At 43.7% G+C, this 22,228-nt stretch carries 22 protein-coding genes; 9 read left to right on the top strand and 13 right to left on the bottom strand.

What is annotated here, in order from left to right:
- Window positions 1-25: 25 nt before the first annotated feature.
- A complete protein-coding gene (locus C505_RS0100720) occupies window positions 26-427 on the bottom strand; it encodes a hypothetical protein (RefSeq protein ID WP_018690677.1) in 402 nt (133 codons plus the stop codon).
- A 152-nt stretch (window positions 428-579) separates the two neighbouring features.
- Here C505_RS0100720 and C505_RS0100715 point away from each other — a divergent pair, with 152 nt between their 5' ends.
- Both C505_RS0100715 and C505_RS0100705 read left to right on the top strand, forming a co-directional pair.
- The gene (locus C505_RS0100715) at window positions 580-1,503 is read left to right on the top strand and encodes a ketopantoate reductase family protein (RefSeq protein WP_018690676.1); all 924 of its coding nucleotides are present in this window, start codon (window positions 580-582) and stop codon (window positions 1,501-1,503) included.
- A 342-nt stretch (window positions 1,504-1,845) separates the two neighbouring features.
- Window positions 1,846-3,708 (top strand): M6 family metalloprotease domain-containing protein, encoded by a 1,863-nt coding sequence (locus C505_RS0100705; RefSeq protein ID WP_018690675.1) that lies wholly within the window; start codon window positions 1,846-1,848, stop codon window positions 3,706-3,708.
- Window positions 3,709-3,761: 53 nt separating this feature from the next.
- On the opposite strand, the gene C505_RS20995 is transcribed toward C505_RS0100705, so the two are convergent.
- Complete coding sequence (locus C505_RS20995; RefSeq protein ID WP_157368700.1) at window positions 3,762-4,352, bottom strand: tryptophan 7-halogenase; 591 nt, start codon at window positions 4,350-4,352, stop codon at window positions 3,762-3,764.
- A gap of 245 nt (window positions 4,353-4,597) precedes the next feature.
- On the opposite strand from C505_RS20995, the gene C505_RS0100695 reads away from it, so the two are divergent.
- The 3 genes from C505_RS0100695 to C505_RS0100685 all read left to right on the top strand — a co-directional run bounded on the left by C505_RS0100695 (window position 4,598) and on the right by C505_RS0100685 (window position 7,160).
- Window positions 4,598-5,428, top strand: coding sequence for a hypothetical protein (locus C505_RS0100695; RefSeq protein ID WP_018690672.1), 831 nt, complete (start codon window positions 4,598-4,600; stop codon window positions 5,426-5,428).
- A 159-nt stretch (window positions 5,429-5,587) separates the two neighbouring features.
- Window positions 5,588-6,241, top strand: a complete 654-nt coding sequence (cutA, locus tag C505_RS0100690) for a divalent cation tolerance protein CutA (RefSeq protein WP_018690671.1) — start codon at window positions 5,588-5,590, stop codon at window positions 6,239-6,241.
- Window positions 6,198-7,160, top strand: coding sequence for an aldo/keto reductase (locus C505_RS0100685; protein ID WP_018690670.1), 963 nt, complete (start codon window positions 6,198-6,200; stop codon window positions 7,158-7,160). Before cutA ends, C505_RS0100685 begins: the two co-directional genes overlap by 44 nt.
- Window positions 7,161-7,205: 45 nt before the next feature.
- Here C505_RS0100685 and bcp read toward each other — a convergent pair whose 3' ends face one another.
- Together bcp and C505_RS0100675 are read right to left on the bottom strand one after the other, a co-directional pair.
- The gene (gene bcp / locus C505_RS0100680) at window positions 7,206-7,682 is read right to left on the bottom strand and encodes a thioredoxin-dependent thiol peroxidase (protein ID WP_018690669.1); all 477 of its coding nucleotides are present in this window, start codon (window positions 7,680-7,682) and stop codon (window positions 7,206-7,208) included.
- Window positions 7,683-7,696: 14 nt separating this feature from the next.
- Window positions 7,697-8,215 carry a glycine cleavage system protein R gene (locus C505_RS0100675; protein WP_018690668.1) on the bottom strand — a complete coding sequence of 173 codons (519 nt, stop codon included), beginning with the start codon at window positions 8,213-8,215 and terminating at the stop codon, window positions 7,697-7,699.
- Between the two features lie 252 nt (window positions 8,216-8,467).
- On the opposite strand from C505_RS0100675, the gene dapA reads away from it, so the two are divergent.
- From dapA to purC, 3 genes are read left to right on the top strand one after another with little or no spacing between them, the layout of a single operon-like run.
- Window positions 8,468-9,346, top strand: coding sequence for a 4-hydroxy-tetrahydrodipicolinate synthase (gene dapA / locus C505_RS0100670; protein ID WP_026317631.1), 879 nt, complete (start codon window positions 8,468-8,470; stop codon window positions 9,344-9,346).
- A gap of 13 nt (window positions 9,347-9,359) precedes the next feature.
- Window positions 9,360-10,424, top strand: a complete 1,065-nt coding sequence (gene bamC / locus C505_RS0100665) for an outer membrane protein assembly factor BamC (protein ID WP_018690666.1) — start codon at window positions 9,360-9,362, stop codon at window positions 10,422-10,424.
- Window positions 10,425-10,483: 59 nt separating this feature from the next.
- Window positions 10,484-11,197 carry a phosphoribosylaminoimidazolesuccinocarboxamide synthase gene (purC, locus tag C505_RS0100660; protein WP_018690665.1) on the top strand — a complete coding sequence of 238 codons (714 nt, stop codon included), beginning with the start codon at window positions 10,484-10,486 and terminating at the stop codon, window positions 11,195-11,197.
- 72 nt (window positions 11,198-11,269) lie between these two features.
- Here the strand turns inward: purC and C505_RS0100655 are convergent, their stop codons facing one another.
- From C505_RS0100655 to C505_RS0100615, 9 genes are all read right to left on the bottom strand, one after another.
- On the bottom strand, window positions 11,270-12,208 hold the full coding sequence (locus tag C505_RS0100655; protein WP_018690664.1) for an ABC transporter substrate-binding protein: 939 nt from the start codon (window positions 12,206-12,208) through the stop codon (window positions 11,270-11,272).
- A 113-nt stretch (window positions 12,209-12,321) separates the two neighbouring features.
- On the bottom strand, window positions 12,322-12,978 hold the full coding sequence (locus C505_RS0100650) for a CoA transferase subunit B (protein WP_018690663.1): 657 nt from the start codon (window positions 12,976-12,978) through the stop codon (window positions 12,322-12,324).
- A gap of 11 nt (window positions 12,979-12,989) precedes the next feature.
- A complete protein-coding gene (locus tag C505_RS0100645; RefSeq protein ID WP_018690662.1) occupies window positions 12,990-13,688 on the bottom strand; it encodes a CoA transferase subunit A in 699 nt (232 codons plus the stop codon).
- 3 nt (window positions 13,689-13,691) lie between these two features.
- Complete coding sequence (locus tag C505_RS0100640) at window positions 13,692-14,603, bottom strand: hydroxymethylglutaryl-CoA lyase (protein WP_018690661.1); 912 nt, start codon at window positions 14,601-14,603, stop codon at window positions 13,692-13,694.
- A complete protein-coding gene (locus tag C505_RS0100635; RefSeq protein WP_018690660.1) occupies window positions 14,600-16,609 on the bottom strand; it encodes an acetyl/propionyl/methylcrotonyl-CoA carboxylase subunit alpha in 2,010 nt (669 codons plus the stop codon). Before C505_RS0100635 ends, C505_RS0100640 begins: the two co-directional genes overlap by 4 nt.
- Window positions 16,609-17,430 carry an enoyl-CoA hydratase-related protein gene (locus C505_RS0100630; RefSeq protein ID WP_018690659.1) on the bottom strand — a complete coding sequence of 274 codons (822 nt, stop codon included), beginning with the start codon at window positions 17,428-17,430 and terminating at the stop codon, window positions 16,609-16,611. The genes C505_RS0100635 and C505_RS0100630 overlap by 1 nt, the downstream gene beginning before the upstream one ends.
- Window positions 17,431-17,440: 10 nt before the next feature.
- On the bottom strand, window positions 17,441-19,048 hold the full coding sequence (locus C505_RS0100625) for a carboxyl transferase domain-containing protein (RefSeq protein ID WP_018690658.1): 1,608 nt from the start codon (window positions 19,046-19,048) through the stop codon (window positions 17,441-17,443).
- Between the two features lie 75 nt (window positions 19,049-19,123).
- Entirely contained in the window at window positions 19,124-20,293 is a 1,170-nt protein-coding gene (locus tag C505_RS0100620) for an isovaleryl-CoA dehydrogenase (protein ID WP_018690657.1), read from the bottom strand.
- 22 nt (window positions 20,294-20,315) lie between these two features.
- Entirely contained in the window at window positions 20,316-20,726 is a 411-nt protein-coding gene (locus tag C505_RS0100615; protein WP_018690656.1) for a MerR family transcriptional regulator, read from the bottom strand.
- A 271-nt stretch (window positions 20,727-20,997) separates the two neighbouring features.
- Between C505_RS0100615 and C505_RS0100610 the strand changes: the two genes are divergently transcribed.
- On the top strand, window positions 20,998-22,185 hold the full coding sequence (locus C505_RS0100610; protein ID WP_018690655.1) for an acetyl-CoA C-acyltransferase: 1,188 nt from the start codon (window positions 20,998-21,000) through the stop codon (window positions 22,183-22,185).
- The last annotated feature ends 43 nt before the right edge of the window (window positions 22,186-22,228 follow it).

The following is a 22,228-nucleotide window of genomic DNA, read 5'->3' as shown; positions in this document are numbered from 1 at the left end:
GCCTAGCTGCTGTGAAAAATGAAGTCTAGGCTTCTTCCTGCCAGATTGAATTACATTCAAACGAATAGACCCACAAAATGGCAATATAGATAAAGTCTGATATCAGAAAAAACGTACTCCATAGAAACACGTCAATGTCTTCCACACTTCTTTGTGTCAACATTAATAAATAGACATTATCGAATAAAAACAATCCGAAATCAGCGACAAAAAACACTTTCCAGAACAACTTACAAAATGATCGAACACCAAATATGAATGAGAAAATACCAACAAAACCAAAGAGGTAAGCCCAATCTGCGATGTGATTCACGATGTCCTGCTCTAGGGCATTGAGCGTTGAGAGCACATATAAAAAGAGTGGCACGAAGAGCAGGAGCCACCAAAGTCGCTTGGTTTGAAAGTCAGAAATCAAAAACCAGTTCATAAAGTTTGTTCGCGTCTATCCTATATCTCATTGACCACTGAGTGAATCAACGCTTCATTCAGATCAAGATTGTGTGAGTAGAGGTTGGTACTTCCTTGTATTCTAACAATAATATGTTAGTCTGCACGTTTCAATTCAAGGACTTTATTACCATGAAGGTCAGTGTCATTGGTGTCGGTGCAGTTGGTGGATTTATTGCTACGAAATTACAACACCACACTTCAAATTCTGTTCAGCTTGTTGTGAAACCGAATAGCCCAATCTTATTAGATCCACATCTTCATTTAAACAATGGTGAGCAACCCGTATCCGTTTCGTTTGAAAATGTAACAGCGGATTTGCAGGATGTCGATGGGGATGTGATTTTTATGACCACTAAATCGACTTCAAACCTCGATATTTTTCGCGCTTTATCCCACTTGCAACATAAGACGTTTATTCTTTTACAAAACGGAATTGGTGCGGAATCTCAACTCGCCCGTTATGTTGACAAGACAAATACGATCATCGGTGCCATTAGTCATATCAAAGTGTCATTTGACCGAGAGCATCATCGGGTGAACTGTCATAACCAATTGTTCAATTGTGTTTATGCGGATGCGAGTGGCGATTCATCACCAGATGTTTTGGAACCATTACTTAGTCATATCTTTGATGATGTTCAGAAAAAAGAGAATATCTTTGCAGCGCGTTTTCCTAAGCTGATGGTGAGTATTAGTTGTAATGCGGCTTCTCTATTATTCGATGCTTGCATGCACCAACTCTATCAACGCAAGGAATGCCGTGAACTTATTCTGGCACTTTCTCATGAAGTGATTACTGTGGCTGCAAAATTTGGTGTCACGCTTTCAATTGAAGATATTGAGAATATTCTACAACTATTCGAAGCACCACAATATCAGGGTGTTTACTTTAGTATGAAAGAAGATCACGATAAAGGACTCGCATTGGAAGTTGACGGGATATATCGTTCGTTTATTGATCTTTCAAGGCAAGTCAAAGTACAAGTTCCTGAAACTAAAAAAGTATTAGAGCGTCTTTTGCAACTGAATACAAGGTTAAGTTGTTCGACTTAGGTTGTTTATGTTTTAAGAAATACAATTTGGTGTACTCATATTTATTCTGGTCTATTTTGTGTCTCGTTTATTTCATAAAGTCATAAAGTTCTGGCAACTCTTGACGGCATGATACGAGAATTTCTAACTGAAGGCTCTTCTCAAAAATACTCCTCTGATCAGTGATTGATGTCTTGTTTTGATCAATAAGTCGGCGTAAGTTGCATAAGTGTAACTCATTCATTCGGTTTACTTTAACCTGAAATCAAACTCTTTTGATATGAAGAATGGATGGAAGGTGCTCCCGCGAAACCCGTAATAATTGAAGCCCATAATAATTACTGACAACAATCAGGGTGAAGTATGAATAAAAATAATACCCCACAAATCTATCTGTGCCTTTTTTGGTTATTCACAATGCTATCTTTCCAATCATCATCTGTTGCAGCCAGCTCGGTGATACAGGAAAAAATCCAATATCAATTGCCCTCAGGGAAATCGATCACTGTCGTATCTGTTGGTCATCAATCATCAACACGTTTTGAATCGATTGATGGTTATACCTTGATTTACGAAAAGTCCAGTGGGTTGTTTTATTATGCCCAGCTGAGCGCTGATGGTACGCAACTGATATCCACCGGGATCCGTTATGATGGAGGAGAAGCACCATTTTATCTGGGATTAGAAAAACACCTCAAGCCAGTAAAACCAGCTTCAACTTTACGTCGAAAAATGATGCAACAAAGGACAATGACGCATCGACCAAGAATCGGTCAACCATTAACAGGTTCCGTTGAGGGTGTGACCATTCTCATTGATTTTTCTGATGAGCCAGCAAGGATCTCCAAGCAGGCGGTTGAGCGATATCTCAACCAGCGGGGCTATACCGGAGGTGGCAATCAGGGCTCAGTCAGAGATTATTGGCGTCGCGTGTCTCACCAGCAATTGGATTACACAAATCGTGTGACCGATTATATTCGCGCACCAAAACCAAAATCCTATTACTTGAATTGCCCGCAGGGGGTGGATTGTGCAAAAGAGCTTGTTGATTATGCCTTGCAACAGTTGCTTTCGAGCGGATTTAATTTCCATGGACTCACGACTTATCATGATACTTACTATCGTGTGACTGGGTTAAAAGCACTCAATATCTTTTATGCAGGAAGTGCGACTTTTGCCTCACAATCAAATACCTTTGCAGGGCAGCCAAATGCGCTGTGGCCCAGTACAGGCAGTACAAAGTTTGCGTTAGGAAACGGCGTTTATGCAACGGTTTTCCAAAAAACGAATATGGGCGATGCGCTGTCGATTGGCACATTCTGTCATGAAAACGGTCATATGCTCTTCAACTGGCCGGATTTATATCATATACCCGGAAATAGTGGGAATTTCGATTTGATGGCCTCAGGCAATTATGCTGCGAATGGTAAAAATCCAACACCACCAAATCCATACTTTCGTATGCGTGCCGGGTGGGAGGTACCGATAGAAATCAATACCAGTGTTGCTGCCTATGCGCCATCAGGCCCGCTCTACTCTCAAGCCCTAAAACGTCAAACCTATCAGTATTCAAACCCGAGTAACCCAAGGGAAATGTATATGATTGAGACCTTATTTAAAGGCAATCATACTGGTGGAACACCAGAAAATGGTATTGCAATTTGGCATATTGATGATAGAGGGAACTTTACTCAAACGAATTGTACGATGGGACCAAATTGCCATCCGCCTGTTGTACTGAAAAGAAAGACAGAGCGAAATGGACGGAGTCTATTTGCAAAAGGAGGAAAAACACAATTCCATGCCTGGAGTTCGCCTTCATCAAATTGGTGGAATGGCACATCTTCAGGACTTAGATTGACTGATGTTGGCATAGCATCGGAGCGGATGTGTTTTTCCATTGATGGTAGCAGCTGTACAACGGCTCCAGTGAACGCGCCACCAAAACTGACTGTAGGGCTTTGGTATGTTCTTTCTTTATCTCGAGATCGTTTTATCAACATTCCGCTGCAAGTCGGTGATGATCAAACACCAGCCAGTCAATTAACAATGCAAGCAACGGTCACATCAGGTACTGGTTTTGCCAATGTGTACACAGCATGGAACGGGCAAGTTTATTTGCAGGTTCAGCCAAATAGGACAGGCACGATTCATGTCAAAATATCTGTGACAGATGCTGGCCGTTTGACATCGCATAAGACAGTGTGGGTGGGGGTGAACCCATAGGTATGATGTTTGTCCCGGCATCAATGCCGGGACTGAATGACTTTTTATGAACTTCAAGGCGTAAGTAGTGAATCTGATTTTTCCGTGATCTGCTGATGCCGTCTTTTCCAAAACATTGAATCAGGCCACCGTTTCTCTATTTGATAGTAGTTTTGCCTCATCTCCATATAGGTCATGAATTGCTGCACAATATCATTTTGATAACACGCAAGTGGCTGTTGAATATCAGGATCCAAGTGCATTTGAATTGCACATGCACCATGACACCCCGACGATAAAGCAAAGCCAATGCCCATCGATGAAATCGGATCGAATGCACATGCGGCATCTCCAACAGCAATCAAATTATTTATTGAAGTGGGTGGAAGAAAGTGACTATATGCTTGACGGATCCACGGGTGTGTTTCAGTCGATTTCATAGCGGAAACAAAAGGCTTGATAGATTGACTCTTGGCAAGGTGTTGGTTCCAACCTTTGGATTGATTCAAGCGAAGCTGAGAAGCAATATCTGAATCGGTAAAAAATGTGATGACACACTTGTTTTCAGGGAGCACGGCACAATACCACCACCCTTGTTCTGCTGCTTCGATGAGGAATTCATGCTTCATCGGCAGGTGTTTTGGAATTTGATAAAACTGGCCCACACCGACGAGCTGATCCGCTTGTGGAGAAATAGTGTGAAAATCGTCTCTGACGACGATGAAACTTAGAAGGAAAAACAGTCAGTTTGTAGGTGGATTTTGTGACTTCTTGGTGATTTCAATGTGACATTTAGACAATATTGATGAGCCTATCCTCGAAAGCAATTGGGAAGAATTTTTGAAATAATTAAAAACTATTACTTAATCAAAGTTACTAATTAAATAATAGTAGAACTTGGAGCCATAAAATGACAATTCCTTCAATGGGTCATGCGAATGTTACCCTTTTATCTGCACGAGCGATTCCAGAAGCTGAGACGTCTAAAGTTCAATCCCAAGGAGAAATCGCTGGGAAAGACGTAAAAATATCAGCTGCTGATGCAAAAGCAAAAAATCTGGTTGGAAATGCAAAATCTGAGCACATTGATCGTCCGAAAGGTCACCTGCCATTTCGAGGAGTCCGTGTTTGGCTCGCGACGGTGAGCTCTATGTTGGTCAGTTCATTGATGAGTAAATTAGGCAAGCCAGTCTCTGCTTCGGTGAATACTGAAGCAAATACAAATAAAATACCATTGGAAGCTCATGTAAATGCATTACTTAAGTCATGTAAAAAAGATGGTGATGCGATGCTTCTTAGCTTTAACAAAGGAATGCATTCAGCCCTTGCTGTATATGACGCAGAGTCTAAACCACCAATTACCCGATACTTCTCAATGGGAGCGCCGGGTTATAACTCAAGTGGACGTGGTGCAGAATTTGGACTTTACGACGATATGGCAAACTATGGAGACAGATTGACCAAAGATGGTGAGATCACTTCCGATAATGTTGTTCGCTTGGAAGGAATTAATGCACAGAAAGTCATTTCAGCTTGGAAGGAAATGGAAGAAGATAAATTCAACTTGTTATCGAACAATTGCTCTGCGTATGTACGAGACCTTCTCGTTGTCGGCTATGAAGATGAGCTTGATGTTGATCCGAAAACACTCAAGCATAATCGGAGCAATTGGCAAATGCCTGCAAACACCCACGCAATGGCGATTGAAATGAAGCAGTTGATGCAAGGCGCTGCGGGGTAAATTCAATCAATAAAGCACGAAATGGGCTCTCCTTTTCGTGCTTATTCTCTCCTTTTGCTCAAGGTTAGTCACTCATATGTGCGTACTCATCCCTTTCTTTTCAAAATACTGAATGGGTTGAACTACTATTAAAGTGTGAAATAAAGAGAGTTCACACGTATGAATGGAGATGAATTTCGTACACAACCATTGGAAGTTTACGCATTTTTTTCTACGAAAAAAGAAGCGCAAAACGTTGCGTACTTTTTAGAGCAGTTTACTTTGGCCTTTCAATCAAAGATCTTACCGATTCAATCAATGTATCGATGGAAAGGCGAAGTGTATCAAGCATCGGAAAGTTGCTTAGTTTTCCAGTCTTACCCCTTATATTGGCGCTGGTTATTGCACTCTATCCATCAACGGCAATCGAGCTATGAATCGATTGCCGTATTGGGTCGATTGATGGATGTCCAGAAAATGCCAATTCGCTCAAATGAGATTGTCCAAGTTTTTCTAAATCGTAATGCTGTGGATGATCCTCAAATTAATGCGAGTTACCAAACTGCCCTTCAAACTTGTGTACATGAAAAACTCATAGTCGCTGCACATCAGTGGCGCTGTGTAGAAAGCGTTCAATACTCGTTTTTGACGACACAAGGGTGTATGTCCCATGTGATGGCAATTTTAAAAGAGTTTTCTGTCGATAACCCTGGGTATTCACTTGATTTATCGGTGGAAAAGGCTCATCTTATATCTCCAGATACAAGGCATTGGATATTGGAAAATACACATGCAGACACAGCAACTTGGGCAGTCAGACGTTCGATTAAGTAAGATCATATTTGGTGGGTGGCAGGCTGGTCAGGATTGTTGGTTGAATATCTCTGATGATGAGATAGTGAATGCTGTGTCTGCCGCGATTGAACTCGGGATGACATCGTTTGATACCGCTGAAGAATATGGCGATGGCCATAGTGAAATTGTATTAGGAAAAGCACTTCAGGGGAAACGGCGAGATGTACAAATCTTAACAAAAGTACGCTGGGACCATCTTGAATATGACCAAGTCATTGCTGCTTGTGAAGGTTCATTAAAAAGACTTCAAACAGATTATTTAGATTTGCTACAAATCCATTGGCCAAGCGGGAGTTTTGGTAGTGATATTGTGCCTCTCGACGAAACATTACGTGCATTTGAAGATCTCAAGCAACAAGGTAAAATCTGTGCTGTTGGTGTGTCTAATTTTAATCTATCCCAACTACAAGATGCTGTGGAAATTTGTCCAATCGATAGTATCCAAAATTGTTACTCCATCTTATTTCGCGGTTTAAATCATGCCGACCTTTTACATTTTGCTCAGGCAAACCAAATTACATGCTTAGCCTATTCACCAATGGCTCAAGGACTACTCAGTGGAAAATTCCAATCCGATATCCAATTTCCTCAAGGGGATAATCGGAGACAGAATCGGCTTTTTCATCCTGATATTCTTCCAACAAGCCTTGCAGTCATTGAGGAACTCAAGCAAATTGCGGAAGATAAGGAAGCGCGATTATCTCAACTTGCGCTTGCATGGGTGACGACACAGCCGAATGCATGTGCAATTGCTGGGGTCAGAAATGCTGAGCAGGTAGAATGTAACTTGCTGGCTGGAGATATTGAGCTCGCCTATGAAGAATATGAGCAAATCGAACAGATTGCTCAGCCCATCTTGGATAAGCTAGGCCAGGAAACGATACAATGGGATTGGTAAGGCCGTGCTATTGAAACACGACCTAAGCTCAAATCAACGAAGCAGCTAAGCAAGAAGCTCGTTGAGTTTTTCTAATACGACTGTGTGATGATCTTTGGTTTTAAATTTATTAAAGACATGGATCACAGTGCCTTCTTTATCAATGAGGAAGCTGAGGCGATGGATCCCATCATATTCTTTCCCCATAAACTTCTTGAGGCCCCAGACACCAAAGGCGTCCGCAATCTGATGATCTTCGTCAGATAAAAGCGTGAAATTAAGGTCATGTTTTTCTTCGAATTTTGTCAGACGTTTGACTGGGTCAATGCTGATGCCAAGTACAACAGTATCCTTCTCCTGAATCTGTGTTTGAATGTCTCTTAAGCCTTGTGCTTGTACGGTACATCCTGGTGTCATTGCTTTTGGATAAAAATAAACCAGGACGTTTTTCTTGCCAGCGAATTGAGACAAGGTCACAGAATTATCGTGTTGATCCTGTAACGTAAAGTCAGGTGCTTTATCACCTGCTTGCAGTGTGTTCATGTTGGATTCTACCTTTATTGGATCTTGGTAAATTGGCAGGTGAGTTTGAGTGTTTCACACTGCTCTGTAAACTTTTCTTTGAAGGTATCTTCGGGAAGATCAATAGGCACATTGACACGCATGGTAGAGACCATTTTACTTGGATCATCGGCTGCCAAATCTGCTTTTAAGGCTGTGATATCAACATCGAGATCGGCAAGAAACTGAGATATTTTGCTCAATGTACCCGGTTGGTCTTCCCCTTCATAGTCAATATTAAAACGTGCAGAAAATTGTGGCTCAGAATGATCTTTTGTGCGTTTCATCATAGTGAGCAGATTTTTTTCGAGGCTTAACTCTGGAAGTGCATGTTCGAAACAAGTAATCGCATTGGGTGTTCCAGATAGGAGCATCATAAAGGCAAAGTCATTGCCAAAAAGGGCCATACGACTGTCGATAATATTGCAGTTGCACGCACTGGTAATTTTAGTGATTTCACTGATAATACCTGGGCGATCTTCTCCTATCGCGGTGACAACGAGCTGAACTGACATGACCTTTGTATTCCGTCCTAAGTTTCATTAAAGCAGCATTCGAGTGTAACACACCCAGATCGAAAATCACCCTTTTTTACAGGTCGAATTGATGTTCAAAAATAACCGCTTTAAAAGGCGCGTGATGTCCAAAAATAGGCCAGAGAACTATCTTTGAACAAGCGCTATTTTTTTCTTTGAACAAGCGCGTTTTCGCTTGTATTTATGGGGCTTGAACAGTACTATAACCGCCTCAATCTTTGGGAGGAAAATATGTTTCAGGGCAGCCTGGTTGCAATCATAACACCAATGCACGCAGACGGTCGTATTGACTACGATTCACTTGCTGGACTTATTGAGAAGCATATTCGTCTAGGCACAACAGGGATCATCTCTCTCGGAACGACCGGCGAAAATGTAACATTAACTGCACAAGAGCAGTTTGACGTTGTCAAATTTACGATAGCACAAGTTGCAGGACGTCTTCCTGTCATCGTTGGAAATGGTGGCATTGCAACACACGCTGTGATTGAGAAGACAAAACAATTCAATGCGCTTGCCTTTGATGCATTTTTGACGGTTGTGCCTTACTACAACAAACCAACACAACGAGGCCTGATCGCACACTTTGAAGCTGTTGCAGAAGCTGCCAATAAACCTGTGATTCTTTATAATGTACCAGGGCGAACTGTTGTCGATATGTCCGACGAAACCATCATTACCTTGTCTCGTCATCCAAATATTTGTGGTATAAAAGAGGCGTCTGGTGATGTGTCCCGTGTTGCAAAACTCAAGTCTGAATGTGCAGAAGGGTTTACGTTGCTCTCAGGTGATGATGACACTGGATTAGATTTTGTGAAAGCGGGCGGAAAAGGCGTGATATCCGTGACTGCAAATGTTGCCATCCAATCAATGGCGAAAGCTTATGAGTTCGCTTTAGCGGGTCAGTGGGATCATGCAGCATCAATGCATCAAGCGCTATTGCCATTACATCAGGCTTTATTCTGTGAGCCAAGCCCAGTCCCGGCTAAGTGGGCACTGGACTATTTAGACGAAATTGAGAGTGCCGAGGTTCGTCTGCCATTAACATCACTTGAACCTTCAAACGAAAAAACAATCATAAATGCATTAGACACTGCTGGATTAATTTAGGAGACGCACTTCTGTGAATCATTGGTATAAAAAAGCAGCCATCCTCCCATTATTAACATTAAGCGGATGCAGCTTGTTTTTTTCTGAACAAGAACAAGTCGATGAAAAATACTCACTTTCAAAACCAATCGAGGTGCCTGAAAATCTAAAGCCACCAAAGCGCCCGGGAAATTATTCTATTCCAGGTAACACTGAGCAAGGCGTAGCAGCCGCTGAAGATCCAGATCTACGTCCGCCAACTTTGATATTGGCAGTGCCTGGTAATGCGCGCGTAGAAGAAGGGGAGCGTGCAGCATCCGTCATTTTCGAGCGTTTTGGCCGTATCAAAGACATTGAAAATGATGTCATTGGGCAGTTAATGCGCTTTTCATCCCAGGATGCACTGAAGCTGCATAAAACGGGTACATATACTTGGCAGTCCAATTGGCGAATTGAAACCGTCGAGGAAGGGTTTTGGTTCTTTAGTGATGATGTTGAAGTACGCCGAAACAAATATCAGTATACGTTGTCGTCGTCACGAAGTAATGCGATCACAGAGTTGTCCGTCAAATTACTTGACACGCAATCTCAAATTGAAGACCCAAATAAACAAGCGACACCGTTACAACTTGAAGTCGAAGAACTCAACCGTTTTCTAACTTTCTATAACCTTCACTATAAGACCCAAACAAAACTAAAGCATAAAGAGCGCTTGGGTGAAGTTACATTGTTACTCAATGCGAAATCAACGCCAATGCGTCTTGAGTCAGATTATGCAGAAGAAGTTGTCTGGTCTGAGATGGCATTGATTCTCAAGCGAATGGGCTTTGAAGTTGATGACTTAGATCGCAGTCAAGGACGTTATTACCTTACCTACTATAAACCAGAACCTGGGTTTTGGGACTGGCTGACAGGTGGAGATGATGTCCCACCGATTCCAATCAAAGATGGCGTTTATCATGTCATTATTGGACATGAGGGTGAAAAGACAACGATCCATTTTGAAGATGAAGCCGGTACGCCACAAGATGCCGCAGTGATGCAAGCCTTTTATGAAGGCATAAAAATTGTCGCAGAAGAAGAAAATCTCGAAATTTAACCTAAAATGCCAGCACGACCGCTGGCATTTTTTTAACTGACCAAAACGTGGAAGTAATCATGGAAAAAACAAACGAACTTTATCGTGGTAAAGCTAAGACAGTTTACGAAACCTCTGATCCTGACCGTTTGATCCTACATTTTCGCAATGACACCTCAGCCTTTGATGGTGAAAAAGTTGCTCAACTTGATCGCAAAGGCATGGTGAATAACAAATTTAACGCATTTATCATGCAGAAGTTAGAAGAAGCAGGCATTCCAACACAAGTGGATCGTCTGATTTCTGATGATGAAGCATTGGTGAAACGCCTGGAGATGCTCCCAATTGAGTGTGTTGTGAGAAATATCGCAGCGGGTTCAATTTGTCGTCGTTTAGGTGTTGAGGAAGGGTTAACACTCAACCCGCCAACATTTGAGTTCTTCTTGAAAAATGACGAGCTTCACGATCCGATGATCAATGAATATCATATTCGTTCTTTCGGTTGGGGTGAAGATGAACATATTGAACAGATGAAAAAGCTGACATTCCAGGTCAATGATGTTTTGAAAGCACTATTTGATGAAGCTGGTTTGCTACTTGTCGACTATAAGCTTGAATTCGGCTTGTACAAAGGTGAAATCGTACTTGGTGATGAGTTTACGCCAGATGGCTGTCGCCTTTGGGATAAAGAAACTCGCCAAAAGCTGGATAAAGACCGTTTCCGTCAAGGATTAGGTGGTGTGGTAGAAGCATACGAAGAAGTTGCACATCGCCTCAATGTACCGCTTGATTAATTGATGATTGTTCATCTCTGATTGAAAGCTGGTGACAAATGCCACCAGCTTTATTGGGTTATGAACGTGAGATTATGACTTACAATTGGCTGTTTTCCAGCCTTCCCATTTGTCTTTGTTCTCTTTGATCCATTTACTGGCTGCTTTTTCCGCCGTCATTTTTTCTACATCGACCCATGCTGCGAGTTTGGCGATATTTGCGTTATCAAAATTCATATTTTTGACGATATCGAATGCGCAAGGCCATTTTTCCGGCATACCAGACCAGACTGCTTTTTTAAGCCAGCCTTTTTTCGGGTTACCACAGTCATACAAATAATCTTTGCTCAGGCCCCATTCTGGTTTAGAAACACACTCTTGTGTCCAGTCAGGAAATTCGACAAACTTGCCCTTATAAATGGCTTCGACCCAGTTTGGTGTCCAGTTGAACATTAAGATTGGCTTCTTCGTTTCATTTGCTTTTTTGAGCTCTTCCCATAGCGCGTCGCCTGATTTAACTTTTTTGACGCGAAAATTGAGGCCAAGGGCACGAATACGTGTTTGGTCAGGTTTACCCCAGGGGCCAGTTACGTAAAGACCCTTATCTGTTCCATCTGACGAGAAGACCTTGGAGCACTTGAGCAGTGCTTTCCAATCGGGCAATCCGGGACAAAGTTGCTCAACGTACTCTGGGTACCACCATTCTTCTCTGGTATTCGCATCGTGAGCGCCAGCATCAATAATCTTCCCTTCTTTGACCATGCCATTAAATTTGTCTGCCATGGTGCCTTGCCAAACTTCTGTTTGTACATGCAAACCGCCACTTCCCAGTCGAAACCATTGGCTTTTTGTTGCGCTTGATACATATTCAACTTTATGACCAGAGTTGGTGAGAATTTGTCCAAGCACATGTGAAAGCACAATTTGGCTTGTCCAGTTATTGGTTGCAATTTTGATGGGTGATTGATTGACTGCAAGTGATGAAGTTGTTGCCACTGCACAGACCAAGCCAACCAACAGTTTGGTTTTCATAGAAAGCCTCTTTTCTAACGCAAAGCTAACTATAAAAATAGATGATATTCGTGGGTTTTGAAGCCTTGTCGCGATCGAGGTTGACCGCGACATTGAGCAAAGCTGTGTTTTGTCTAAACATTCATCTCAGGAACAAACTCTGGAACAACCAACTTTCCAGCGGTTTTTTGTTGAATTTCATCAACAGAAACGCCAGGTGCTCTTTCTAGGAGATGGAAAGCCCCATCTTTGACTTCAAGAACAGCAAGGTCGGTGACGATCTTTTTGACACAATTGACTCCTGTGAGGGGAAGGGTGCACTCTGATAGCATTTTGGACTCCCCTTTTTTATTCGCATGTGTCATGGTGACAACGATGTTTTTTGCACCTGCAACGAGGTCCATTGCGCCACCCATTCCTTTGACAAGTTTTCCTGGGATCATCCAAGATGCAATATTTCCTTGCTGATCAACTTCAAATGCGCCGAGAACTGTGAGATCGACATGTCCCCCACGGATCATCGCAAAGCTATCTGCGGAATTAAAAATCGCTGCGCCTGTGACAGCGGTCACGGTTTCTTTGCCAGCATTGATCATATCTGCGTCGACTTCTTCTTCTGTTGGATATGGACCCATTCCCAGTAGGCCATTTTCGGATTGAAGCATCACTTCGATATCGTCTGGCACATAGTTTGCGACGAGTGTGGGGATGCCGATACCAAGGTTAACGTAATACCCATCTTTGAGTTCTTGTGAGACGCGGATGGCGATTTGTTCTCTAGATAATGACATGACTTTTCCCCTTATGACCGAGTAACACGACGTTCGATGCGTTTTTCAAAATTGCCTTTGATAACACGATCAACAAAAATCCCTTGTGTATGAATATGACAAGGATCCAGCTCACCAGGCTCGACGATTTCTTCAACTTCTGCCACAGTAATTTTCCCGGCGGTTGCTGCCATAGGATTGAAGTTCATTGCAGTATCTCGGTATACCAAATTACCATATCGGTCGGCTTTCCAAGCTTTCACGATTGCAAATTCACCTGTGATTGATTCTTCCATGATGTATGGACGGCCATCGAACTCTCGAACTTCTTTCCCTTCAGCGACCGGAGTGCCAAAACCTGTTGCTGTGTAAAATGCAGGAATGCCTGCACCGCCAGCACGCATTTTTTCTGCAAGGGTACCTTGTGGCGTTAGTTCAACATCGAGTGTCCCTTCGATGGCTTGTTTTTCAAAAATGGAGTTCTCACCAACATATGACGCAATGATTTTTTTTATTTGTTGTCCTTCTAGTAAGATCCCTAAACCAAAATCATCGACACCACAGTTATTGGATACGACAGTGAGCTCCCGGGTGTTCATCCGTTTGATCTCCGCAATTAACCCTTCAGGAATACCACATAATCCAAATCCGCCTGCGATAAGGGTCATGCCATCTTGCAGTCCTTGCATTGCTTGTTCGTAGTTGTCTACGACCTTGTCAAAACCTGCCATTGTTTACTCCTGTTTTTCTAATTTTGCTCTCATTGCGTTTGAAACTTTTGAAGTTGGCTGGGTGTTTAATACGTCCGAAATGAACCAGCCAGCTTTTGCTAATTTACCTAAATGGACCCCTGTTTCAATCCCCATGTCCTGTAACATGTATATGACGTCTTCTGTTGCAACATTCCCTGCTGCACCCGGGGCATAAGGGCATCCTCCCAATCCAGAAACTGCACTATCAATGGTTGAAACGCCATATTGCAGGGCGACATAAATGTTCGCCAGTGCTTGCCCAAAGGTATCATGGAAGTGGACCCCGAGACGATCGACAGGAATTTTATTGAGCACAGCATCCATCAACTGGTGTGTTCTCCCTGGTGTTCCTGTTCCGATTGTATCGCCTAATGAGATTTCATCACAGCCGATCAATAACATTTGTTCGCAGACATGTGACACTTCTTCTGGCAGTATCTCGCCTTGATATGGGCAACCCATGACACATGAGACATAACCACGAACGCGGATCTCATGTTTTTTAGCTTTTTCAACAACAGGTGCGAACCGCTCCAAACTTTGTGCGATGGAACAGTTGATATTTTTCTGGCTAAAGCTCTCAGAGGCGGCACCAAAAACGGCAACTTCTGTTAATCCAGCCTGAATCGCATCTTCTACTCCTTGAAGGTTCGGGGTGAGGGCGGTGTAGCAGACATCCATCTTTCTTTCGAGCTGTTGGAATAATACAATGCTGTCAGCCATTTGCGGGACACGCTTCGGTGAAACAAATGCGCCTGCTTCAATGGTTTTCAGTCCAGCCTCTTCCAAAAGATGAATCAGCTTTAGCTTTGTTTCGATGGATACAGGGGGCGCATTTTGCAGCCCATCCCTTGGGCCGACTTCAATGATGCGAACGGCTGTTGGCAAACTCATGACTTTTCCTCATTGGCAATCATGGATAACAGTTCTGCACCATCTTGGATTAAGTCGCCTTCTTTAAAGTAAACTTCATCGATTTTCCCATCATAGGGTGCGGCAATCGTGTATTCCATCTTCATGGCTTCCATGATCACGAGTGGCTCACCAGCACTGACTTGATGGCCTACTTCTGTCAAAATCGATACTATCGTGCCATTCATCGGGGCTAAAAGCCCACTTTCATCCTGATGAGACTCTTCTTCAGGGGTTGAGAGATTGGCTTTTTGTACAAAATGATAGACATTTTGTTTTTCGAATAGTGTGATTTGTTCTCCATGCGCAGCGACACGGACATTGACCTGATGTCCGTCAATACTGGCTGTGAGGTGATCTTCATTCAGGGTACCGGATGCTTTGAGCAGATGGCCATCAATTGTGATCTGATAGTTGCTGAGGTTCTGATTGATGGTGATTTCATGTTCAACCTCTGATGCATCAATGAGGACGAGTGTATGTTTTTGTGTTTGGTTGAGTCGCCAGCCATTGAATGCATGCCAAGGTGAATAGGGATCCTGGCTGGTATTTGCCGATCGTTGTCGCTCTTGAGTTTGGGCGAGGATCAAATATAGGCTCACCAGCGCTAACGCACGATTACAAGGTTTATAGCCTTCCGAAAATAAGACTTGATGATGGGTCTCGATGAATCGTGTGTTGAGTTCTTTTTGATGAAAAGCGGTGTGCTCAAGTATATTGGAAAGAAACTCCAGATTGGTTTGGACCCCAGAGATTCGATATTCATCGATGCCACTCGTCAATCGGCGGATCGCCTGCTCTCGGGACTCATCCCAGGCGATCAATTTCGCAATCATTGGATCATAGAAAGTACTGACTTCGTCATTTTCACGAACGCCAGTATCTACACGTAGGTGATTGGATATATTCGGTTGGCGTAGATAGTTGAGTTTCCCTGTCGCTGGAAGAAAATCATTGTCTGGATCTTCTGCATAGATACGCGCTTCTATTGCATGGCCCTCAATGGTGACCTCTTCTTGAGTAAGCGGGAGTTCTCCACCTGTTGCAACATGCAATTGCCAACGGACGAGATCTTGACCTGTGATCATCTCGGTCACAGGGTGCTCCACTTGAAGGCGTGTATTCATCTCCATAAAGTAGAAATCGCCATTATCGTAGAGGAATTCAACCGTACCAGCACCTACATAATCAATCGCTTTTGCTGCCCGTACCGCAGATTCTCCCATGGCTTTGCGGATATCATCGGGAACATCTGGTGCAGGAGCTTCTTCGATAATTTTTTGGTGGCGTCGTTGAATAGAGCAGTCTCGGTCAGCCAGGTAGATACAATTGCCATGTTGATCGGCAAAGACTTGTACTTCGACATGGCGAGGTTGTGTAAGGTATTTTTCGATCAGGATCTTATCGTTTCCAAAACTGGCAAGTGCCTCTCGTTTTGCACCAGCCAGTGATTCAGAGAATGCACGTGCATTTTCTACAACGCGCATGCCTTTACCACCGCCACCAAAAGCGGCTTTTAAGAGGACAGGATACCCGATCTTCTGCGCTTGTTTGCAAAGATGCGATTCATCTTGATTCTCACCGTGATAACCTGAAATGAGTGGTACACCAGCTTGTTCCATGATCATTTTTGCAGCGGACTTAGATCCCATGGACTCTATCGCTTGAATCGGTGGTCCAATAAAGACGAGACCATTTTCCTGACAGGCCTTTGCGAGTATTGGGCTTTCCGATAAAAAACCATATCCTGGGTGGATTGCTTGGGCCTCAGCACGTGTTGCAATATCGATAATTTTATCGACGCATAGATAGGATTCCTGGCTCGGAGAGGGGCCGATATGATAGGCTTCATCAGCCAGTGCAACATGTCTTGCTTCCCTGTCCGCATCAGAATAAACCGCAATACACCGGATCCCAAGCTGGTGTGCGGTGTCAATGATCCGGCAGGCGATTTCTCCCCGATTGGCAATCAGAATCGACTTAAACATCATTTCTCTCCTTTTTCGGATTGGATGAGCCAGGCGGGAGAACGCTTTTCAAGAAAGGAAGATAGCCCTTCCTGACCTTCGGGGGAGGTGCGTATATCTGCAATACGCTGGCTAGTAAATTGCATCAGTGAGCTCTCAGTACCATGATGTGCAACAACACTTTGGATGAGTGTCTTGGCATGTTGCATCGCTTTTGGTCCATTCCTCATGAAGGATTTAATGAATACGTCGAGTTGCGCCTGTGCTGCTTCGGCTGATTCAGCGATATGGTGAATCAAACCGATATCTTGTGCAGTTTGTGCATCAAATGCTTCTGCTGTGAGGAAATAACGACTTGCTTGACGTTGCCCAATGGCTCTAATCACATATGGACTAATTACGGCAGGGATCAGCCCGATTTTTACTTCGCTTAAGCAAAATTTTGCATGTGATTGGGCAAGCGCAATATCACAGCAAGCGATGAGGCCGATGGCGCCACCAAAGGCATTTCCTTGGATCATCGCAACGGTTGGTGTCGGAAAGTGCGTAAGCGCGTCCATTAATTTTGCTAATTGAAGTGAATCTTCTAGATTTTCTTCTCTGTTCTTTTTCGCCATTGAGCGCATCCAGTTGAGATCTGCGCCAGCTGAAAATGTCTTCCCATTTGCGCTCAAAACCAGTGCTCTCAGAGAATCATTTTGTTTGAGTCCTTCAAAGGTCTCGATCAGGCGCGCAATGAGATGATCATCAAATGCATTGTGGACGTCAACCCGGTTGAGTGTAACGGTTGCGATACCTGATTCAGAAATATGGACGATTAAGTCATTAGAACGATCGTTCATCATCTTCTCCTTACATCCGAAATACACCAAAAGTTGAGGACTGAATCGGTGCATTCAGGGACGATGAAATTCCCAGACCAAGCACCATCCGGGTTTGCGCGGGGTCGATGATCCCATCATCCCAAAGTCTTGCACTTGCGTAATATGGATGCCCTTGTTCCTCATATTGTTCGATAATCGGAGCTTTAAACGTTGCTTCTTCTGCGTCGGTCCAAGACTTTCCTTTGCGTTTTAAACCATCTTTTGTCACTTGTGCCATCACGCCAGCTGCTTGTTCACCACCCATGACAGAAATCCGGGCATTCGGCCACATCCAGAGCATCGTTGGGTCATATGCACGGCCACACATCCCATAATTGCCTGCACCATAACTGCCGCCGATAATGACAGTAAATTTGGGCACATTGGCACAGGAAACTGCGGTTACCATTTTCGCGCCATGTTTTGCGATGCCTTCAGACTCATACTTTTTACCGACCATAAAACCAGTAATATTTTGTAAGAAAACGAGGGGGATTTTTCGCTGGGCACACAGCTCAATAAAATGTGCCCCTTTTTGGGCTGATTCAGAAAAGAGGATCCCATTATTGGCGACGATCCCAACCGGATAGCCAAAAATTCGGGCGAAACCACACACGAGTGTTGTACCGTAGTACTGCTTGAATTCGTCCAGTTCAGAATTATCGACGATACGAGCGATAACTTCTCTGACATCATATGGCTTTTTAAGATCGGTCCCGACAATGCCGTAAATTTCGTCCGCATCATAAAGTGGATCTTGCGGTGGCCGAATATCCATGTTGATTTGTTTTTGACGATTGAGACGGGCAATACTTTGTCTGGCGAGTTGCAGCGCATGTTCATCATTTTGTGCGTAGTGATCTGCAACCCCAGATATTTTACAGTGGACATCAGCGCCGCCAAGCTCTTCAGCGCTGACTTCTTCACCCGTTGCTGCTTTGACCAGAGGCGGTCCAGCAAGAAAAATCGTTCCTTGCTCTTTGACGATGATACTCTCATCAGCCATTGCGGGAACATAGGCACCACCGGCTGTACATAGGCCCATCACAATGGCGATTTGCGGGATATTCAGCGCAGACATATTGGCCTGATTAAAGAAAATTCGTCCAAAATGCTCTTTATCTGGGAAAACTTCATCCTGTCTAGGAAGGTTTGCACCCCCAGAATCAACAAGATAAATACAGGGAAGGTGACACTTCTGGGCAATTTCTTGGGCACGTAAGTGTTTTTTGACGGTGATAGGGTAATAAGTACCGCCTTTAACGGTCGCGTCGTTGCCGATGATCATGCACTCGACACCATTGACCCGACCGATACCAGCGACAACACCAGCACATGGTACTTCTTCTTCATAACATTCCCAAGCAGCGAATTGGCTGACTTCTAGGAATGGTGCACCTGGATCAATCAGTTTGAGAATTCTGTCTCGAACAAACATTTTGCCACGAGATTCATGCCTTTGAATGAGTTTTTCACCGCCGCCTTGTTTAATCGTTTGAAGCTTTTGTTGTAGGTCATCGACCAAGCGCTGCATTTCTTCTGCATTCGTCAGAAAGGCTTCACTGCGAGTATTGATTTTTGTCGTAATTCTACCCACGTCATCGGTCCTTTTGAGCTATCTGAAATTGAAGGAAAATAGGGGGTGCAGAAAGAATGCTGCACCAAATCGTTTTTAAGCGGACTCGTTAAATAGTTCGCGCCCAATAAGCATGCGGCGTATCTCAGAAGTGCCTGCACCGATCTCATAGAGCTTTGCATCACGAAGCAATCTTCCAGTCGGGTATTCATTAATGTAGCCATTTCCACCGAGGATTTGGATCGCATCCAGCGCCATTTGTGTTGCTAACTCTGCGCTATAGAGGATCGCACCTGCTGCATCTTTACGTGTGGTTTCGTTTCTATCACAGGACTGTGCAACGGTGTAGACATAAGCGCGAGCTGCGTTCATCCGTGTATACATGTCGGCAATCTTGCCTTGGATCAGCTGAAATTGTCCGATAGGTTGGTTAAATTGCTGGCGCTCATGGATATATGGAACAACTTGATCCATGCAAGCCTGCATGATCCCAAGTGGACCGGCAGATAAGACAACGCGCTCGTAGTCTAGGCCACTCATGAGAACATTCACGCCGCTGCCCTGCTCACCAAGAATGCTTTCCTCCGGTATCGCACAATCTTCAAAGACCAGCTCGCAAGTATTGGAACCGCGCATCCCAAGCTTATCCAGCTTTTGTGCTTGCGAAAATCCAGGCGTCCCTTTTTTAACGATAAATGCAGTGATCCCTCGAGATGCAGCAGCCAAATCAGTTTTTGCGTAAATGACGAAAACATCTGCTTCTGGACCATTTGTGATCCACATCTTGTTACCATTTAAAATGTACTGATTGCCAGATTTTTCGGCTTTGAGTTGCATACTGACGACATCAGAGCCAGCATTTGGCTCACTCATTGCTAATGCACCAACGTGTTCACCAGTACATAATTTGGGAAGATATTTTTGCTTTTGTGCTTCAGAGCCATTTCGGTGAATTTGGTTGAGGCAAAGGTTGGAACATGCACCATAGCTCAACCCTACAGATGCAGACGCCCTGCTGATCTCTTCCATGGCGATGACATGTTCAATATAACCTAATCCGGAACCGCCATATTGTTCGTCGACGGTGATCCCTAGTAATCCCATCTCACCGAGCTTTTTCCATAAGGGGAGAGGGAATTCGTTCTTTTCATCAATATCTGCGGCAATCGGTGCGATTTCGTCCCGCGCAAATGCGTTCACTTGCTCGCGGATCATGTCAACGGTTTCGCCTAAATTGAAGTTTAGAGATTTGTATCTAGAGATCATAAACTCAGCTCCAACGGGCGAGCTATTCTGGTTGCTCGCTCTTTTCAAGTCGTTTTAATGTGTCAATACAGCGGTTTTCTGCTGTAACCAGCTCCATCAGGACTACTTTAATGTCATCCATTTGTTGATGAAGCGAAGCTTTCTTTTCCTGGATCAGTTCCAGCATAATGCGTAACTGGGTGCCACTGGATTTATCAGCATCGTAAAGCTCAAAGAGCCGTCCGGTTTCAGCAAGTGAAAAGCCAAGTCGTTTTCCACGAAGTATAAGTTTCAACCGAACACGATCCCGCTTTGTATAGATACGTGTTTGACCTTGACGTCTAGGTGAAAGTAGTCCCTGGTCTTCATAAAAACGAATGCTTCGCGTTGTGATATCGAACTCTTTGGCTAATTCGCTGATTGAGAATGTGACTTCAGCTTTTTTACTCATCATGGATTACCTAAAACTGATTGTGGGACACTATATGGTAAGTTTACGTAAAGGTAAAGCTGTGTCCTTGTTCAAAATTATGATTCATTCTAAAGTATTAATATAATTTGGTGAAGTGATTTTCCTCTGAGCACTGAATATATAGGATGTTTTGGGTAATTTGATGGTTCAATAGTCATCATGGGTTTTCGAAAACTTCGTACAAATTTACGTTGGCGTAAACGGCAAATTTGTGTACGCTTGTTCCGGAAAAATTCAATTGAGGAATCAACCAATGGAAAATCAAGATCCAGTCGTCATTGTGGCAGCCAAGAGAACACCAATGGGTGGTTTTATGGGAGAACTTCAGCCAAAGCAAGCGACAGAACTCGGTGGAGAAGCGATTGCTGCTGCGCTTCAATATGCCAGTATCCAACCGTCGGACATTGATGAAGTGATCATGGGTTGTGTTTTACCTGCAGGATTAAAGCAGGCGCCTGCCCGTCAAGCCATGATCAAAGCTGGGGTTTCTGTTTCAACAGGGGCAACAACAATCAATAAAGTTTGTGGCTCTGGCATGAAAGCAGCGATGCTGGCCCATGATTTGATTCGAGCAGGCTCGGTAGACATTGTTGTTGCGGGAGGTATGGAAAGTATGACGAATGCACCACATTTACTTTCTGGAAGCCGCTCTGGGCAGAAGATGGGGGCAATGCAGATGATGGATCATATGATGACGGATGGTCTTGAAGATGCTTACGAAGGTGGGGCAATGGGCTGTTTTGCGCAAGCGACAGCAGATGAATACAAAATGACACGAAGTGACATGGATGACTTTGCGATTTCCTCATTGAAAAAAGCCCAGCAAGCCATTGAAAACGGGTGGTTTAAAGAAGAAATCACGCCGGTGACGATCCAGGCGCGTAAAGGTGACATCACAATTGATACTGATGAACAGCCCGGAAAAGCAAGAATTGATAAAATTCCGAGCCTTCGTCCTGCCTTTGCAAAAGAAGGGACAATTACTGCAGCGAATTCAAGCTCAATCTCTGATGGTGCAGCGGCGCTCATTTTAATGCGAGAAAGTGAAGCCCAAAAGAGAGGTTTGACCCCTCTATGTCGGATAGTTGGCCATTCAACTCACTCCCAAGAACCAGCTTCCTTCACAACTGCACCTGTTGGGGCTATTCGTCATTTGCTTGAAAAAATTCACTGGAATACTGGTGATGTTGATTTATATGAAATCAATGAAGCATTTGCGATGGTGACGATGTTGGCAATTCAAGAATTATCTCTGGATGAAACAAGCGTCAATGTCCACGGTGGTGCGTGTGCACTTGGTCATCCAATTGGTGCAAGTGGTGCGCGTATTTTGGTGACTTTGATCCATGCCTTAAAACAAAAAAATCTCAAACGTGGTGTGGCATCACTGTGTATTGGTGGTGGAGAAGCGACAGCAATAGCCATTGAAATGATGGCTTAATTTGTTCACATATTTTTTGACATATATTCAGCGATGTGTCGCT

It is taken from the genome of Algicola sagamiensis DSM 14643, from assembly GCF_000374485.1.
Lineage (GTDB): Bacteria > Pseudomonadota > Gammaproteobacteria > Enterobacterales > Alteromonadaceae > Algicola > Algicola sagamiensis.
This window is presented reverse-complemented; position numbering and strand designations above follow the sequence as displayed.